The following is a 16840-nucleotide window of genomic DNA, read 5'->3' as shown; positions in this document are numbered from 1 at the left end:
CGTGACGGCGCGCCCCGCGAAGGTGGCTTCCGTGGCGGCGACCGCCGTGAAGGTGGCTTCCGTGGCGGCGATCGTCGTGAGGGCGGCTTCCGCGGCGGTGACCGTCGCGAGGGTGGCTTCCGTGGTGGCGACCGTGACGGCGCGCCCCGCGAAGGTGGCTTCCGTGGCGGCGACCGCCGTGAAGGTGGCTTCCGTGGCGGCGATCGTCGTGAGGGCGGCTTCCGCGGTGGTGACCGCGAGGGCGGCTACCGCGGTGGAGACCGTCGTGAGGGCCAGGGCGGTGACCGTCGTGAAGGTGGCTTCCGCGGTGGCGACCGTCGTGAGGGCGGTTTCCGTGGTGGCGACCGTGACGGCGCGCCCCGCGAGGGCGGCTTCCGTGGCGGCGATCGTCGCGAGGGCGGTTTCCGTGGTGGCGACCGTGACGGCGCGCCCCGCGAGGGCGGCTTCCGTGGCGGCGACCGCCGTGAGGGTGGCTTCCGTGGTGGCGACCGTGACGGCGCGCCCCGCGAAGGTGGCTTCCGTGGCGGCGACCGCCGTGAGGGTGGCTTCCGTGGCGGTGACCGCCGTGAGGGTGGCTTCCGCGGCGGCGACCGTGACGGCGCGCCCCGCGAAGGTGGCTTCCGTGGCGGTGACCGCCGTGAGGGCGGTTTCCGCGGCGGTGACCGTGACGGCGCGCCCCGCGAGGGTGGCTTCCGTGGCGGCGAGCGCCGTGAGGGTGGTTTCCGTGGTGGCGACCGTGACGGCGCGCCCCGCGAAGGTGGCTTCCGTGGCGGTGAGCGCCGTGAGGGTGGCTACCGGTCGGGTCCGCCGCGCGAGGGCGGCTTCCGTGGCGGTGACCGCCGTGAGGGCGGCTTCCGCGGTGGCGACCGTGACGGCGCTCCGCGCGAGGGTGGCTTCCGTGGCGGCGATCGTCGTGAAGGCGGCTTCCGTGGCGGTGACCGTCGCGAGGGTGGCTACCAGGGCGGCGAGCGTCGCGAGGGTGGCTTCCGTGGCGGTGACCGTCGCGAAGGCGGCTACCAGGGCGGTGCGTCCCGCGAGGGCGGCTACCGGGGCGGCGAGCGTCGCGAGGGTGGCTTCCGTGGTGGTGACCGTCGCGAGGGCGGCTTCCGTGGTGGTGACCGTGAGAGCGGCTTCCGGGGCGGCGAGCGGCCGCGCCGGGACGACCGGGGCTTCGACGACCGCCGGCGCGAAGGCGGCTTCGGTGACCGGCGCCGCGAGGATGAGCGCGGGGCGCGTCCGGAGCGGGCGGGCGAGGGCGGTACGGCCCCCGCGTTGCCGGACGAGATCGTCGCGACCGACCTGGACAAGGACGTCCGTGCCGAGCTGCTGTCGCTGGCCAAGCCGGTCGCGGAGACCGTGGCCCGCCACCTGGTGGCGACCGGTCAGCTGATCGACGAGGACCCGGCCGAGGCGCTGGCGCACGCGCTGGCCGCCCGACGGCTGGCGTCTCGGATCTCCGCGGTGCGGGAGGCCGTCGGCCTGGCCGCGTACCACGCCGGCGAGTGGCAGACCGCCATCGCCGAGCTGCGGACGTACCACCGGATGACCGGCCTGCAGAGCCACTTGGCGGTGCTGGCCGACTGCGAGCGCGCGCTCGGCCGGCCGGAGCGGGCCATCGACCTGTTCCGCGGCGCCGACCGGGACGCGCTCGACCAGGCCGTCGCCATCGAGCTGCTGATCGTCGCCGCCGGGGCGCGTGGGGACCTCGGCCAGAAGGACGCCGCGGTCGCCATGCTCCAGGTCCGCGAGCTGACCACCGACGCGGCCGAGCCGTGGACGGCCCGGCTCCGCTACGCGTACGCCGATGCGCTGCTCGCGGTCGACCGCCGCGAGGAGGCTCGGGAGTGGTTCGCTCGCGCCTCCGAGGTGGACACCGAGAGTGAGACCGACGCCGCCGAGCGGCTGCTCGAACTCGACGGGGTGGTCATCGAGGGCGACGACGAGGACGAGGAGCCGGCGGAGGAGATCGCCGCCGGTCCGGGTACGCCCGGCACCGTGCCGGCCCGCCCGGACACCGACCTCGTGAGCGACGACGCCGAGCCGGACGCGCCCGCCGAGGTGCTCCCGGAGGCGGCCGACGACGACGAGGCGCCGGCCGACGACGATGACACGGCATCGGTTGACGGCGACGACGAGGCATCGGTTGGTGGCGGCGCGGCCGACCGCGACGACGAGGCATCCGATGACGATGCTGACCTCAGGACGGTGACCCGTGACGACGCGCTCGGCAGCGGCGGGGCGGACGACCCCGACCTGACCGTGCGCGCCGGAGCGGACGCTCCGGCGGGCCATGACGAGACGGGTCCGGTCGCCCGGTGACCACTGACGCCGGGGCGCGGCTGGTCGACGGGTACGCCCAGGTCGTCTTCGACCTGGACGGTGTGATCTACCTGATCGACCGGCCGATCCCCGGCGCGGTCGAGGCGGTCGGCCGCCTGCACGCTGAGGGCCGGGCGGTCGCGTACGCGACGAACAACGCCTCCCGCCGGTCGAGCGAGGTGGCCGACCTGCTCAGTGGGATGGGCGTGCCGGCCGGGCCCGAGGAGGTGCTGACCTCCGCGGCGGCCGCCGCCGAGCTGCTCCGGGACCGGCTACCGGCCGGCGCCCCCGTGCTGGTGGTCGGCGCCGAGGCGCTGCGGGCGGAGATCGCCGCGGTCGGCCTCAGCCCGGTGGACCGGGCCGACGAGAAGCCGCACGCGGTGGTGCAGGGGTACGGGCCCCAGGTCGGCTGGACCAACCTGGCCGAGGCGACGGTGGCGGTCCGCGGTGGCGCTACCTGGATCGCCACCAACACCGACCGCACCCTGCCCAGCGGGCGGGGACCACTGCCCGGCAACGGTGCCCTGGTGGCCGTGCTGCGCACCGCGCTCGGCCGCGAGCCGGACGTCGTGGTCGGCAAGCCCGAACCGGAACTCTTCGCCACCGCCGCCCGCCGGATCGACGACGGTCGGACCCTGGTGGTCGGGGACCGGCTGGACACCGACATCGAGGGCGCCCGCCGGGCCGGGCTGGACAGCCTGCTCGTGCTCACCGGCGTCAGCGACGTACCCGAACTGCTCGCCGCCGAGCCGGCCCGCCGCCCCACCTTCGTCGCGCACGACCTGGCCGGGCTCTTCGACCCGGCAGCCGTGGTGCGGGTACCGGGCGCGGCGGACGCCGAGGGCTGGTCGGTGACCGCCCGCGACGGCGGTCTGGAGCTGAGCGGAGCGGGACGGCCGCTGGACGCCCTCGCCGCGCTCTGCGCGGCGGCATGGTCGGCGCCGGCGGTCCCGCCGATCCGCGCCGGCTCGCCGGACGCCACCCGGGCGCTGACCGCGCTCGGCCTCGCGACCTGAGCACCGCCCCCGGGCGCTGACCGCGCTCGGCCTCGCGACCTGAAGCACCATTCAGCCGAGCGTCGACGCGCGCGGCTCAGCCTGCGGGCGACTCAGAGCAGCTTGCGCAGCTTCATCAGGTCGAACGGGTTCGCCTTGATCGACACCCGGCGGGACGCGACCGCGCGGGCGATGTCGAGATTGCCCGCGACCAGCGCGACCAGGTCGTCGCTGCTGGTGCTGAGCGCGATCTTGGCTTTCGGGTCGTCGCCGTCGGTCAGGTCGAGCAGCCGGCCGTCGGCGATCCGGCCGTGGAACGCGGTCTCCAGGTCGGTGATCCGGCAGGCGAGCGTGCGATCGAGGTCGACGCGCTCGCGCACCGTCTCGGCGTTGCTGTCGAGCCGGGCGGCTAGCTCCCGCAACGCCTGCCGACACTCGTCCACGCTGGCCACTCGCCGCCTCCTCGCCCTACGCCACGCCGTCCCCGGCACCGTACCGCACAGGCCGGTCCCGGGTGCCCGGTAGCGTGACACCTGCACACGCCCGCCCCGTGGAAGGACTCAGGCATGCAGGACGCGTGGCGCGCCTACCTCGAGCTGGCCATGGGCCTGACGGAGGCGCCCCGGAAGAAGGCCCAGGACGTGGTCCGCCGACTGGTCGGGTCGGGCGGCGCGACCGCCGCGCAGCTCCAGGCGCTCGGCGAGGAGCTCGTCTCCACCAGCGCGGCGAACCGGGACGCGCTGACCAAGCTCGTCCGGTTCGAGGTCGACCGGGCGCTCGGCGCGGTCGGGCTCGCCACCGCCGAGGAGGTCGCCGAACTGACCCGTCGGGTGCACGAGCTGGACCGGCAGCTGCGCGAGGCCCGGGCCGCGGGCACGCCAGATGTCGCCGCGCCGGCCGCCAGCGCGCCGCAGGCCGCCGCGGAGGCGCCGGCCGGGCCGCGGCGCGCCCCGGCCCCGGTGACCGCCACGCAGACCGGTCCGAAACCGTCGGCGGAGCCGAGCACCGGCCCGGGTCCGGTGCCGTCCACCGAGTCGCTCGGCGCGCCGGTCTCCGCGCCACCGGCCAAGAAGGCCGTGGCGAAGAAGGCCGTCGCGAAGAAGGCGGTCGCGAAGAAGGCGGTGGCCAAGAAGGCCGAGCCTGGCAAGGCGGTGGCACGCAAGTCGCCGGCCGCACTCACCCCCACCGGCGGGGACGCCGAGCCGGCCCGGCCGCCGCAGAAGGTGGCCCGCAAGCAGCAGCCGGGCGGTGCCGAGTGACCCGCCCGACCTGCCGGGGTCGGTCGTGACCGGTCCGCTTCCCCCGGGCCCACCGCCGGCCGGCCGCCCCGGCCCACCGCCGTCGGCCCGTCCTGGCCTGCCGCCCGGTGAACCGTCAGCGGTCCGCCCCGGGCCGCCGCCGGGTGGCATGCCCGCAGCCCGGCCCGCACCGCCGCCCGGGGTGCGACCCGGCCCGCCGCCCGGTGGCGGTGCGCCGTCGTCGGCCCTCGGCGACGACCTGGACGAGCGGGGGCACCCGGCGGTCGACGCGGCCGTCCAAGCGATGATCAACGCGGCGTCGCTCGCCCCGGCCGATCAGATCGCCCAGTACGAGGCGGCCTACCAGACGCTGCGCGAGACCCTCGCCACCATCGACCAGTCCTGAGACCGGAGAACCACCCATGGCACGTCGCAACCGGCTGGACGCCGAGCTCGTCCGCCGCGGCCTGGCCCGCTCCCGGGAGCAGGCCGCCGCGCTGGTGGAGGCCGGCCGGGTCCAGCTGCGCGGAGTGCAGGCCCGCAAGCCGGCCGCGATGGTCGACCCCGCCGACCCGCTGCTGGTCACCGGCGAGGACCCGAGTTCCGAGTACGTCTCCCGAGGCGGGCACAAGCTGGCCGGCGCGCTGACGGCGTTCGGCGGGCTGCGGGTCGCCGGCCGGCGTTGCCTGGACGCCGGGGCGTCGACGGGCGGGTTCACCGACGTGCTGCTGCGCGCCGGTGCGGCCGAGGTGGTCGCGGTGGACGTCGGCTACGGGCAGCTCGCGTGGCCGCTGCGTACCGACGAGCGGGTGCGGGTGCACGAGCGCACCAACGTCCGTTCGCTCACCCCGGAGACCATCGGCGGGCCGGTGGACCTGACCGTCGCCGACCTGTCGTTCATCTCGCTGCGGTTGGTGCTCCCGGCGCTGGCCGGCTGCACCCAGGCCGACGGTGATCTGGCGCTGATGGTGAAGCCGCAGTTCGAGGTCGGCAAGGAACGGGTGGGCGCCGGCGGGGTGGTCCGCGACCCGGAGTTGCGCGCCGAGGCGGTGCTCGACGTGGCCGCGGCCGCCGAGCAGCTCGGGCTGGGCCTGGCGGACGTGGCCGCCAGCCCGCTGCCGGGGCCGAGCGGCAACGTCGAGTTCTTCGTATGGTTACGCCGGGACGCGTCGCCGGCCGACCCGCAACGGGTGCGGGCGGTGGTCGCGGCCGGGCCGGAAGGCCCCACGACGTCCGGCGCGGTGCCGGGCTCGGCGGCGGAGGAGGTCGCAGGGTGAGCGCGAGGAGCGGGCGTTGCACGGCGGGCGCGGACCGGCCGGTCGCCGGCCGGCGGTGCGCCGCGACCTCAGGGCGGGCCCGGTGAGCCGGACCGCCCTGCTGGTCACCCACACCGGCCGGCGACGCAGCACCGAGCACGCCCGGGCGGTGGCCGGCGATCTGATCGCCGCCGGTTTCGAGGTACGCGTGGTGGCCGAGGAGGCCGACGACCTCGACCTGCCCGGCGTCGTCCCGGTGACCGGGCTGGAGGCCGCCGACGGCGCCGAGATCGTCTTCGCGCTCGGCGGGGACGGCACGTTCCTGCGGGCGGCGGAGCTGGCCCGGCCGGCCAAGGCGCCGCTGCTCGGCATCAACCTCGGCAAGGTCGGCTTCCTCGCCGAGGCCGAGATCGGGGACCTGGACAGCGCGGTACGCGACGTGGTTTCGCGCAACTACACCGTCGACGAGCGGCTCACCCTCGATGTCACCGCCGAGTTCGACGGCGGGCCGACGATCGAGTCCTGGGCGCTCAACGAGATCAGCGTCGAGAAGGGGGAGCGGGCCCAGATGCTCGAGCTCCTTGTCGACGTGGACGGCCGGCCGCTGTCGCGCTACGGCTGCGACGGGGTGGTCTGCGCGACCCCCACCGGTTCCACCGCGTACGCGTTCTCCGGCGGGGGGCCGGTGGTCTGGCCGGAGGTGGAGGCGCTGCTGCTGGTGCCGATCAGCGCGCACGCGCTGTTCAGCCGGCCGTTGGTGACCGCGCCGACGTCGACCTTCGTGATCACCGTGGACCCGTTCACCACCCTCGCGGTGCTCTCCTGTGACGGGCGGCGGGTCTACGACCTGCCGCCGGGCGCCCGGGTGACGGTGCGCCGGGGCGCGCTGCCGGTGCGGATCGTCCGGCTGCGCGACCGGCCGTTCACCGACCGGTTGGTGGCCAAGTTCGGGTTGCCGGTGCACGGCTGGCGTGGCTCGCGTCGCTGACGCATTCGTGCCGCCGGACCGGCGCCGATCGTGCGCTGTCGCGGACCCGGCGACGGCCCTGAAGGCACCACGATCTCGGCGGTAACCTGCCGGACATCTGCGGGTCCGTCAGGTGCCCGCCGGATGTCCACCTGGCGACATGTCGCCGGTGCGGCGGCCCGCAGCTAGTGACCGTGCAGTGATCTGCGCCGCAAACTCCGATCGGTCGATCTTTACCAGAGACCGGCCCCTGGAGTAGAGGAGCGCATCGCATGCACAGGCCCCCTCGCTGGCTCGCCGCCGGCGCGGTCGGCGCGTTGGTCGTCGGACTCGCCGCACCGGCGTCCGCCGATCCGTCCGCCCGGCCCACTGGCCCTACCCCGGCCACGCCCGCCCCGGGCACCGCGCCCATCCACATCACCTTGATCACCGGCGACCAGGTCGACCTCGTCCAGGCGGCGCCCGGCCGGGTCGCCGCCACCGTCCGACCCGGCCCCGGCCGCGAGCGGATCACCTTCCACACCGTCGAGGCCGACGGCGGGGTGCGGGTGCTGCCCAGCGACGTCGTGCCGTACCTCTCCGCCGGGGTGCTCGACCCCGACCTGTTCGACGTGCAGGAGTTGGCCGCCAACGGGTACGGCGACGCCGCGCAGGGCTCGCTGCCGCTGATCGTCCGCTACCAGGAGCCGGCGGCCGGTCGGGTCCGGCCGCTCGCCGGCGCCACCGACGCCCGCCCGCTGGAGAGCATCAACGGCGCGGCGCTGCGGGTCGGCAAGGGCGACCTCGGTGGCCTGTGGACGACGCTGCGCGCCACCCCGCAGGCCCGTACCGCCGGTTCGCCGGCCCGGCTCGGCGCCGGTGTCGACCGGATCTGGCTGGACGGGAAGGTCCGCCCGGCGCTGGAGCACAGCGTGCCGCAGATCGGCGCTCCGGCGGCCTGGGCCGCCGGCCGGGACGGCAAGGGCGTCCGGGTCGCGGTGCTCGACACCGGCGTCGACTCGACCCACCCTGACCTGGCCGGTCGGATCGCCGAGGCGCAGGACTTCTCCGGCAGCGGCAGCGCCCGCGACGGGCACGGCCACGGCACCCACGTGGCGGCCACCATCGCCGGCAGCGGCGCCGCCTCGGACGGGTTGCGCAAGGGCGTCGCCCCCGGCGCGCAGCTGCTGGTCGGCAAGGTGCTCGACGACGGCGGCTCCGGCTACAGCTCGTCCATCATCGCGGGCATGGAGTGGGCCGCCCACTCCGGCGCGAAGGTGGTCAGCATGAGCCTCGGCGGCTCCGCGAGCGACGGCACCGACCCGATGAGCCAGGCGGTCAACGACCTGACCGCCGAGACCGGGGCGCTCTTCGTCATCGCCGCGGGCAACGAGGGCACGCCGCGTTCCGTCGGCTCGCCGGGCGCGGCCACCGCGGCGCTCACCGTCGGCGCGGTGGACCGCGACGACAACCTCGCCGACTTCTCCAGCCGCGGCCCGCGCCTCGGCGACAACGGCCTGAAGCCGGAGATCACCGCGCCGGGCGTCGGCATCATCGCCGCCCGGGCCGCCGGCACCACCATGGGTACGCCGGTCGGCGACGCGTACACCACCGCGTCCGGCACCTCGATGGCCACCCCGCACGTCGCCGGCGCGGCCGCGATCCTCGCCCAGGACCACCCGGACTGGACCGCCGGGAAGCTCAAGGACGCGCTGGTCAGCACCACCAAGGCGAACCCGGAGCTGACCGTCTTCGAGCAGGGCGGCGGCCGGGTCGATGTGGCCCGGGCGCTGTCCCAGCGGGTGTACGGCTCGGCCACCGCCGACTTCGGTCGCATCTCCACCGGCGGCGCGACGGTCGAGCGGAGCGTCACGTACACCAACGGCACCGCGGCCCCGCAGACCCTGCGGCTGGCCCTGGAGCTGCGCAACCTGGACAGTGGCGTGGCCGAGCCCGACGGGGTCACCGTCGGCGGCGGCGAGGTGACCGTGCCGGCCGGCGGCAGCGTGGCCGTGCCGCTGCGCGCGGACCCGGCGAAGCTGGCCCGCGGCCCGCACGGCGGGTGGCTGGTGGCCACCGGCGCGGACGGCGTCGCGGTGCGTACCGCCGTCGGGCTCACCCTGAGCGGCCCGGTGCACACGGTCACCGTGAAGGTGCTGGACCTGCAGGGACAGCCGGGCCTGGCGCCGGTGCTCACCCTCTTCGGCGAGCAGCCCGAGTCCGACTTCATCGGCTGGGTCGGCGGTGAGACGCAGGTCCAGGTCGAGGAGGGCCCGTACCTGGTCGAGGCGCTGATCGAGCACGGCGCGCCGCTGGACGAGCAGATCACCCTGGCCACCGACCCGGAGCTGATGGTCACCCGGGACGTCACGGTGGTGCTCGACCCCCGCAAGGGCACCCCGGTGCGGATCGAGACGCCGAAGCCGGCCGAGCAGCGAGCCGCGATCAGCTTCTACGAGCACCGGATCTTCGGCAACGGCCGGCAGGTCGACCACGGCGTGATGACCTTCAGCACGATCCAGCAGGTAAACGTCACGCCGACCCGCGCGGTGCGCCAGGGCGAGTTCGAGTTCTCCTCGCGCTGGCAACTGGTCGCCCCGATGGTGGACGCCAAGATCAGCGGGGTGTCCGGTCCGCTGGACATCAACCTGATGGGCTACTCGCCGGCGCCGACCGGCCGGCAGAAGCTGCCGCTGGTCTGGGCCGGTACCGGCACCCCGGCCGAGCTGACCCGGGTGCGCGGCGCCGCGGCGCTGCTGGTCACCGACCCGGACGCCTCGGAGGAGGAGCAGATCGCGGCGGCCGCGGCGGCCGGTGCGAAGTCGGTGCTCATCGTCCGCCCGGCGGACCAGAGCGCGTGGACGGTCTGGAACCCGCAGGGGGAACGGCTGGCCCTTCCCTCGATGGCGGTGGCGAACGACGACGGCCAGCGGTTGATCGTGGCGGCCCGCAAGGGTCGGGCGACGATCGACCTGACGCTGACCGTCGACAGCCCCTACCTGTACGACGTGTGGCAGGTTTCGAAGGGCCGGGTGCCGGAGCGGATCGTGCACACGGTCACCGCGAAGAACACCGCCGAGGTGACCGCCGACTACGGTGACGTCGGCGGCTCGGAGTGGGCCACCGAGCAGCGGTTCGGCTGGCGCCCGTGGCAGGAGACCTCCTGGAACGACGACCAGCGGCTGGTGCGTACCGGCACCAGCCGGCAGGAGTTCGTCAGCGCCGGGGACGCCTGGTGGCAGCACCGGGTGCTGCACCGGATCACCTGGTCCTGGGGGCGGCTGCTCGGCGGGCTGACCCAGCAGCCCCGGCGCTACGCCGCCGACGACCGGGACACCGAGAGCTGGCACGCCCCGGTGGTCCGGCCGGCCGTGCCGGCCGGCGGCGGGGTGCCGGTGCCGACCCGCACCGGGGACACCCTGGACCTGCGGGTGGCCGAGTTCGTCGACGCCGCGGGCAACTACAGCCCGGCCGGCGGCGGCGAGGAGGCGGACACCGTCGAGGCCCGGCTCAGCCGCGACGGCAAGCAGATCGCCGACCTCTCCGGCGGCTGGGCGCCGGTGCCCACCACGGAGAAGTCGGCCCGCTACCGGCTGGACCTGGCCACGCAGCGCAGCTCGGACGAGTGGCGCTACGCCACCCGTACCGAGACGTCCTGGCAGTTCACCTCGGCCCGCCCGGCCGGGGACGCGGCCAAGGCGCTGCCGCTGCTCCAGGTCGACTACCAGGTCCCCGCCGACCTGCGCGGTGAGGTGCGGGGCGGCACGTCGCACAAGCTCGGGCTGACCCTGCGCCAGCCGACCGGCGTCTCGGCGCCGACCGGCACCAGCCTGCGGGTCGAGGTGTCGTTCGACGGCGGGAAGAAGTGGCGGTCGGTGTCGGTGCACGGCTCCGGCACCCGGTTCACCGCCACGGTGCCCGCCGCCCGCGGCGCGGTGTCGCTGCGGGTGCACGCCGGCGACCGGGCCGGCAACACCGTCGAGCAGACCGTGATCGACGCGTACGGGCTGCGCTGACGCACGCGGGGCGGGGCGGGGCGGGGCGGCCTTGGGCCGTCCCGCCCCTTCGTGGTTCAGATCCAGCCGCGCCGGGCGACCTGGAAGGCCAGCCCGGGCCGGGTGTCCACGCCAGCGACCGCCATCAGGTCGGCGAGCCGGCGCTGCACGGTACGCCGGCTCACCCCCAGCTGCGAGGCGATGGACTTGTCCGGCACCCCGGCCACGAAGAGCGACAGCAGCCGGGCCTCGTCGGCGTCGGGCCGGTAGCCCTCGGCGCCGCGGTCGACCGGCGGGACGGACGAGCGCAGCGGCGTGGCCATCAGCCAGTGACTCTCGAAGAGGGCGAGCAGCGCGTCGAGCAGCTGACTGCGGCCGATCACCGCGGCGCTCGGCTCACCGTCGCCCGGCTTCGGCACCAGCGGGCAGATCGCCGTCCGAGCGTCCACGATGGCCAGCCGGACCGGCAGCCGGTCGAGGACCCGGGCCTGCTCACCGGCGCGTACGCCCTGCTCGACATCGGCCAGCGCGCCCGGTTCGAGGAGCATCTCGCGTTCGTAGATGGCCCGGTAGCGCACCCCGCGGGACAGCGCGTCGAACTCCTCGACGTTCTCCTGACCGAGCATGGCCAGCGGGCTCGCCCGGCAGAACCAGAGCACCTCGACCCGGGCGGCGTTCTGCAGGTCACGCAGGCGCTCGCGCAGCGCCTGCGCGCCGGTGATCACCTCGACCAGGTGGTCGACGTCGTGCCGGCGCATTCCGGCCCGGTAATCCTCGGTGAGCTGGGTGACCGCCGCGCGGGCCGCCTCCAACGCCTCCTGCCGGCGCAGCAGCGCCCCACCGAGCGCCACGTCCGGGGCCAGCGGCCGCAGCGGCGCGTCCGGCTCCGGCCCGGTCGGCAGCACCAGCCCCTTCGCGCGCAGCGCGTCGAGCTGGGCGACGATCTCCGCGCGGGGGCGGCGCAGCCGCTCGGCCAGCTCCTCGACCCGCGCCGTGGTGAGCTGCACCAGGCTGCGGTAGAGGTCCTCCTCGCCTGCGGTCAGGCCGATCACGTCCAACACGGGGCTGAACTGTACGACGCCGCCGTCAGGAGCACGACGCACCCCGCGCCGGCTGGTCAACTGTCGGGCCTCGCGTCTACTGTCGGTTGCTGTGCTGGAAGAGCTGCGCATCACCGGACTGGGCGTCATCGAGGACACCACCCTGCCGTTGGCCGGCGGGATGAACGTCATCACCGGCGAGACCGGTGCGGGCAAAACCATGGTGGTGACCGGCCTCGGCCTGCTCTTCGGTGGCCGGGCCGACGCCGGGCGGGTGCGCGCCCAGCCCGGCCGGGCGATGGTCGAGGGGCGGCTGCGCCTGGCCGGCCGGGTGGCCGAGACGGTGCACGCCCGGATCAGTGACGCCGGCGGCGAGCCCGACGACGACGGCTCGTTGCTGCTGAGCCGCACGGTCACCGTCGAGGGCCGGTCTCGGGCGCACCTGGGCGGCCGGAGCATGCCGGTGTCGATGCTCGGCGAGGTCGGCGAGCAGGCGGTCGCGGTGCACGGGCAGTCCGACCAGCTGCGGCTGCTGCGCCCGGCCGAGCAGCGGGCCGCGCTGGACCGGTTCGCCGGGCCGGAGCACGAGAAGCTGCTCGACGCGCTGCGGGAGGCCTACACGGGCTGGCGGCGGGTGGTCGACGACCTCACCGACCGGCGGCGCAACGCCCGCGAGCGCAACCAGGAGGCCGATCTGCTGCGGCTGGGCCTGGACGAGATCACCCGGGTCGACCCGCAGCCGGGTGAGGACGACGACCTGCGCGCCGAGGCCCAGCGGCTGGAGCACGCCGAGGGGCTGCGTACCGCGGCGCAGCTCGCCCAGCAGTGCGTGGCCGGCGGTGCGGAGGCGGCCGACGACACCCCCGACGCGAGCACCCTGCTCGGCACCGCCCGGCGCACCCTCGAGGCGCAGACCGGCACCGACCCGGCCCTGGGCGAGCTGGCGGCCCGGCTCGAGGAGGCGGCGACCCTGGTCACCGACGTCTCCGCCGAGCTGTCGGCCTACCTCGCCACGCTCGACGCCGACCCGGCCCGGCTGCAGGCCGTCTACGAGCGGCGGGCCGCGCTGCGCGGGCTGACCCGCAAGTACGCCGACGACGTCGACGGGGTGATCGCCTGGGCCGAGCGGGCCCGCACCCGACTGTCCGAGCTGGACACCTCCGACGACCTGCTGGACGAGCTGGACCGCGAGGGGCAGCGCCTGGCCGCCGAGGTGGCCGAGCTGGCCGGTCGGGTGTCGGCGTCCCGGCAGGAGGCGGCGGTCCGGTTCGCCGAGCAGGTCACCGTCGAGTTGGCCGGGCTGGCCATGCCGCACGCCCGCATCGAGGTGGCGGTGCTGCCCCGGCCGGCCGGTCGGGCCGAGCCGACGCTTTCCGTGGGCGGCGTCGAGGTGGGCGTCGGTCCCGACGGCGGTGACGAGGTCGAGCTGCGGTTGCTGGCCCATCCGGGCGCGCCGGCGCTGCCGCTGCAGCGCGGGGCCTCCGGCGGTGAGCTGTCCCGGGTGATGCTCGCCATCGAGGTGGTCTTCGCCGGCTCCGGCGGCCCGCCCACCCTGGTCTTCGACGAGGTCGACGCCGGCGTCGGCGGTCAGGCGGCGGTGGAGATCGGGCGTCGGCTGGCCCGCCTCGCCCGCAGCCATCAGGTGCTGGTGGTCACCCACCTGCCGCAGGTCGCCGCGTTCGCCGACCGGCACCTGGTGGTGGCGAAGGACACCGGGGGCGCGGTGACCACGAGCGGGGTCAGGGTGGTGGAGGACACCGAGCGCGCCCGGGAGCTGGCCCGGATGCTCGCGGGTTTGCCAGACTCGGATCTGGGTATCGCACACGCCGAGGAGCTTCTGGCCGTGGCCGCCAAGGAAAGGCGGTCGTGACCGCCGGTATTGTGAGCGCAAGCACACCAGCCTGCGCTCTGGTGTGCTTCCCTGGGTAGGCGGCCCTGCTCAGGCATGTCGCGACAGAAATGCCTGCCTCACATGCCAGGATGGTCACGATGCGTCTACCCACGTTGCGCCGGACCCGGAACGCGGTACCCGGTGTTCTCCTCGGCACCGCGCGCCTCGATCGCCGGACGAAACGCCTGGTCGGCCGGCTGCGCCCCGGTGACATCGCGGTGATCGACCACGTCGACCTGGACCGGGTCGCGGCGGATTCCCTGGTTGCCGTCGGCGTCGCGGCGGTACTCAACGCGAAGCCGTCGGTCTCCGGCCGCTATCCGAACCTCGGTCCGGAGGTGCTGGTCGGCGCGGGCATCCCGCTCCTGGACGACCTGGGCGAGGGGGTCTTCGAGCGGATCCGCGAGGGCGACACCGTGCGGATCGAGGGCAACACGGTCTACGTCGGTGACGAGCCGGTCGCGCACGGCAACCTGCAGGACGCCGAGACGGTGGCCAAGTCGATGGCCGATGCCCGGGAGGGGCTCTCGGTGCAGTTGGAGGCGTTCGCCGCCAACACCATGGACTACCTCAAGCAGGAGCGCGACCTGCTGCTCGACGGCGTGGGCGTGCCGGAGATCGAGACCCAGATCCAGGGGCGGCACTGCCTGATCGTGGTCCGCGGCTACGACTACAAGGCCGACCTGGACGTGCTGCGCCCCTACATCCGGGAGTTCAAGCCGGTGCTGATCGGCGTCGACGGCGGCGCCGACGCGCTGGTCGAGGCGGGCTACACCCCCGACATGATCATCGGCGACATGGACTCGGTCACCGACGACGTGCTGCGCTGCGGCGCCGAGGTGATCGTGCACGCCTACCCGGACGGGCGGGCGCCCGGGCTGCCCCGGGTGACCGGGCTCGACGTCCCGGCGGTGCTCTTTCCGGCCGCCGCGACCAGCGAGGATCTCGCCATGCTGCTGGCCGACGAGAAGGGCGCCTCGCTGCTGGTCGCCGTCGGCACCCACGCCACCCTGGTGGAGTTCCTCGACAAGGGCCGCGGCGGCATGGCCTCGACGTTCCTCACCCGGCTCAAGGTCGGTGGCAAGCTGGTCGACGCCAAGGGCGTGAGCCGGCTCTACCGGCAGAGCATCTCCGGCTCCTCGCTGCTGCTGCTGGTGCTCTCGGCGGTCGCCGCGATGGCCTCCGCGGTGGCCGTCTCCACGGTCGGGAAGGCATACCTGGGCGTGGTCTCCGAGTGGTGGGACAATTTCGTGTTCCAGCTGGGCCAGCTCTTCTAGCTCCCCCGACGATCAAGAGGCTGCAAGCGTGATCAACTTCCGGTACCACGTGGTGTCGCTGACCGCGGTGTTCCTGGCCCTGGCCATCGGGCTGGTGGTCGGCACGGCCGCCCTCAACGGTCCGGTGGCCGACTCGCTCAAGGAGCAGGTCACCGCGCTGCGCAAGGACAACCAGCAGATGCGCCAGACGGTCAACAACGTCGAGAAGCAGCTGGAGTCGGAGGAGGCCTTCGCGGCCGAGATCTCCCAGGTCGTCCTGCCCGGCAAGCTCGCCGGCCGCCGGGTGCTGGTGCTCAGCCTGCCCACCGGACGCGACCAGACCGAGGGCGTGCTCAAGATGCTGCAGATGGCCGGGGCGGACGTCACCGGCCGGGTCGACCTGCAGGACAAGTTCATCAACCCGGACAACAACAACAACCTGCTCGAGCTGGCGGTCACCGCCGCCCGCCCGACCAGCGCGCAGACCAGCGGCCTGCCCGGCAACGGGCACGGCGTGGAGACCTCCAGCGCCCTGCTGGCCAGCGTGCTGCTGGACCGGCCGGGGGTCGCCCCGGTCAGCGAGGCCGACCGGCGGGCGGTGGTCGCCGCCTACACCAACGCCGGCTACCTCACCACCGAGGACCGGGTCACCGGCCCGGCGGAGGCGGTCGTGGTGGTCAGCGGCCAGCCGTACGTCGACAAGGACTCCGCCAAGAAGGACGAGTCGGTCGTCAAGATCGCCGAGCAGTTCGACCGGACCGGCGCCATCGTGGTCGGCGGCAACGGCTCGGCCGGCGGCAACCTGGTGGCCGTCGTGCGCGGCGACCCGGTGCTCTCGCAGACCATCTCCACCGTCGACAACGCCAACACCATCCAGGGCCAGCTGGTCACCACGCTCGCGCTGGTGCAGCAGCTCACCGAGAAGAAGGCCGGCCAGTACGGCGTCGGCGACAACGTCGCGTCGCTGCTGCCTAAACTGCCCCAGTGAGCGAACCGAAGCCCCGGATGTCCGCCGACGAGCCGATCGGAGTCACCGCGTGAGGATGCTGGCCCGGCTGTTGACCGCCGGCGCCGGGGCGGCCGCCGCCCGGTACGCGCTGCGCCAGGTGCGCACCTCCCCGGCCGGTCCCGCCCTGCAACGGACCAACTTCCGCGGCCGTACGGTCACCCTCGCCGCCGGGCCCGCGCTCGCGGCCGGCGCGGCGGGCGCCGGGGCGCTCGGCGCCACCAGCGTCGCCGCCGGCGCCGCGGCGCTGGTCGCCGGGGCCGGCGCCGGCGCCGTGGGGCTCTACGACGACGTGGTCGGCGCCCGACCGGAGCAGAAGGCCGCCAAGGGCTTCACCGGGCATCTCGCCGCGCTGCGCGAGGGCCGGGTCACCGCCGGCCTCGTCAAGATCGTCGGGGTGGGCGCCGCCGGGCTCGGCGCGGCCGCGCTGCTCGCCGCCGACCCCCGGGTCGCCGGGCACCGCCGCCGCCAGCAGCAGGGGGCGCTCGGGCGCGGCGTCGACGTCCTGCTCGGCGCCGGCGTGGTCGCCGGCACCGCCAACCTGCTCAACCTGCTCGACCTGCGCCCCGGCCGGGCGCTCAAGTCCGGCCTGCTGCTCGGCGCGCCGCTGACCGGCGGCCCGCACGGCGGGATCGCCGCCGGGGCGGTCGGCGCCGCCGCCGGGCTGCTCCCGGCCGACCTCGGCGAGGAGGTGATGCTCGGCGACAGCGGCGCGAACGCCCTCGGCGCGCTGCTCGGCGTCGCGCTCGCCGCCCGCACCGGCCCGCTGGGCCGCGCCGGCGTCCTCGCCGTGCTCGCCGGTCTCACCGCGGCCAGCGAGAAGGTCAGCTTCACCCAGGTGATCCAACGAACCCCCGGGTTGCGTGAGCTCGACGCGCTGGGCCGACGCGCCGACTGA

At 75.2% G+C, this 16840-nt stretch carries 14 protein-coding genes; 11 read left to right on the top strand and 3 right to left on the bottom strand.

The genetic code is table 11. The features are described 5' to 3' along the window. The coding region (locus tag ACIP9D_RS29615; RefSeq protein WP_350874523.1) for a hypothetical protein at positions 1-1368 on the bottom strand (1368 nt) is incomplete at its 3' end. Here ACIP9D_RS29615 and ACIP9D_RS29610 point away from each other — a divergent pair. Both ACIP9D_RS29610 and ACIP9D_RS29605 read left to right on the top strand, forming a co-directional pair. Next, on the top strand, positions 1357-2319 hold the full coding sequence (locus ACIP9D_RS29610) for a Replicase polyprotein 1ab (protein ID WP_350874771.1): 963 nt from the start codon (positions 1357-1359) through the stop codon (positions 2317-2319). The genes ACIP9D_RS29615 and ACIP9D_RS29610 overlap by 12 nt on opposite strands. Further along, on the top strand, positions 2316-3335 hold the full coding sequence (locus ACIP9D_RS29605) for an HAD-IIA family hydrolase (RefSeq protein ID WP_350874524.1): 1020 nt from the start codon (positions 2316-2318) through the stop codon (positions 3333-3335). Before ACIP9D_RS29610 ends, ACIP9D_RS29605 begins: the two co-directional genes overlap by 4 nt. Positions 3336-3427: 92 nt before the next feature. On the opposite strand, the gene ACIP9D_RS29600 is transcribed toward ACIP9D_RS29605, so the two are convergent. Further along, on the bottom strand, positions 3428-3766 hold the full coding sequence (locus tag ACIP9D_RS29600; protein WP_350874525.1) for an SCP2 sterol-binding domain-containing protein: 339 nt from the start codon (positions 3764-3766) through the stop codon (positions 3428-3430). Positions 3767-3880: 114 nt separating this feature from the next. On the opposite strand from ACIP9D_RS29600, the gene ACIP9D_RS29595 reads away from it, so the two are divergent. The 5 genes from ACIP9D_RS29595 to ACIP9D_RS29575 all read left to right on the top strand — a co-directional run bounded on the left by ACIP9D_RS29595 (position 3881) and on the right by ACIP9D_RS29575 (position 10770). Beyond that, positions 3881-4573 carry a hypothetical protein gene (locus ACIP9D_RS29595; RefSeq protein WP_350874526.1) on the top strand — a complete coding sequence of 231 codons (693 nt, stop codon included), beginning with the start codon at positions 3881-3883 and terminating at the stop codon, positions 4571-4573. Between the two features lie 148 nt (positions 4574-4721). Beyond that, positions 4722-4958 carry a hypothetical protein gene (locus tag ACIP9D_RS29590; RefSeq protein WP_350874527.1) on the top strand — a complete coding sequence of 79 codons (237 nt, stop codon included), beginning with the start codon at positions 4722-4724 and terminating at the stop codon, positions 4956-4958. 16 nt (positions 4959-4974) lie between these two features. Then, a complete protein-coding gene (locus ACIP9D_RS29585) occupies positions 4975-5829 on the top strand; it encodes a TlyA family RNA methyltransferase (protein ID WP_350874528.1) in 855 nt (284 codons plus the stop codon). Positions 5830-5911: 82 nt separating this feature from the next. Continuing rightward, a complete protein-coding gene (locus tag ACIP9D_RS29580; protein ID WP_350874529.1) occupies positions 5912-6796 on the top strand; it encodes an NAD kinase in 885 nt (294 codons plus the stop codon). A gap of 251 nt (positions 6797-7047) precedes the next feature. Then, positions 7048-10770 carry a S8 family serine peptidase gene (locus tag ACIP9D_RS29575; RefSeq protein WP_350874530.1) on the top strand — a complete coding sequence of 1241 codons (3723 nt, stop codon included), beginning with the start codon at positions 7048-7050 and terminating at the stop codon, positions 10768-10770. A gap of 56 nt (positions 10771-10826) precedes the next feature. On the opposite strand, the gene ACIP9D_RS29570 is transcribed toward ACIP9D_RS29575, so the two are convergent. Further along, a complete protein-coding gene (locus ACIP9D_RS29570) occupies positions 10827-11810 on the bottom strand; it encodes a helix-turn-helix domain-containing protein (protein ID WP_350874531.1) in 984 nt (327 codons plus the stop codon). Positions 11811-11901: 91 nt separating this feature from the next. Between ACIP9D_RS29570 and recN the strand changes: the two genes are divergently transcribed. The 4 genes from recN to ACIP9D_RS29550 all read left to right on the top strand — a co-directional run bounded on the left by recN (position 11902) and on the right by ACIP9D_RS29550 (position 16840). Then, complete coding sequence (gene recN / locus ACIP9D_RS29565; RefSeq protein ID WP_350874532.1) at positions 11902-13659, top strand: DNA repair protein RecN; 1758 nt, start codon at positions 11902-11904, stop codon at positions 13657-13659. A 119-nt stretch (positions 13660-13778) separates the two neighbouring features. Then, positions 13779-14957, top strand: a complete 1179-nt coding sequence (gene steA / locus ACIP9D_RS29560) for a putative cytokinetic ring protein SteA (RefSeq protein WP_350874533.1) — start codon at positions 13779-13781, stop codon at positions 14955-14957. Between the two features lie 28 nt (positions 14958-14985). Continuing rightward, a complete protein-coding gene (locus tag ACIP9D_RS29555; protein ID WP_350874534.1) occupies positions 14986-15924 on the top strand; it encodes a copper transporter in 939 nt (312 codons plus the stop codon). A 55-nt stretch (positions 15925-15979) separates the two neighbouring features. Beyond that, on the top strand, positions 15980-16840 hold the full coding sequence (locus ACIP9D_RS29550; protein WP_400451308.1) for a hypothetical protein: 861 nt from the start codon (positions 15980-15982) through the stop codon (positions 16838-16840).

This window comes from Micromonospora sp. NPDC093243 (genome assembly GCF_044753725.1).
Taxonomy (GTDB): Bacteria; Actinomycetota; Actinomycetes; order Mycobacteriales; family Micromonosporaceae; genus Micromonospora.
Note: the sequence above shows the minus strand (reverse complement) of the source record. Positions and strands in the feature narration are given on the sequence as shown.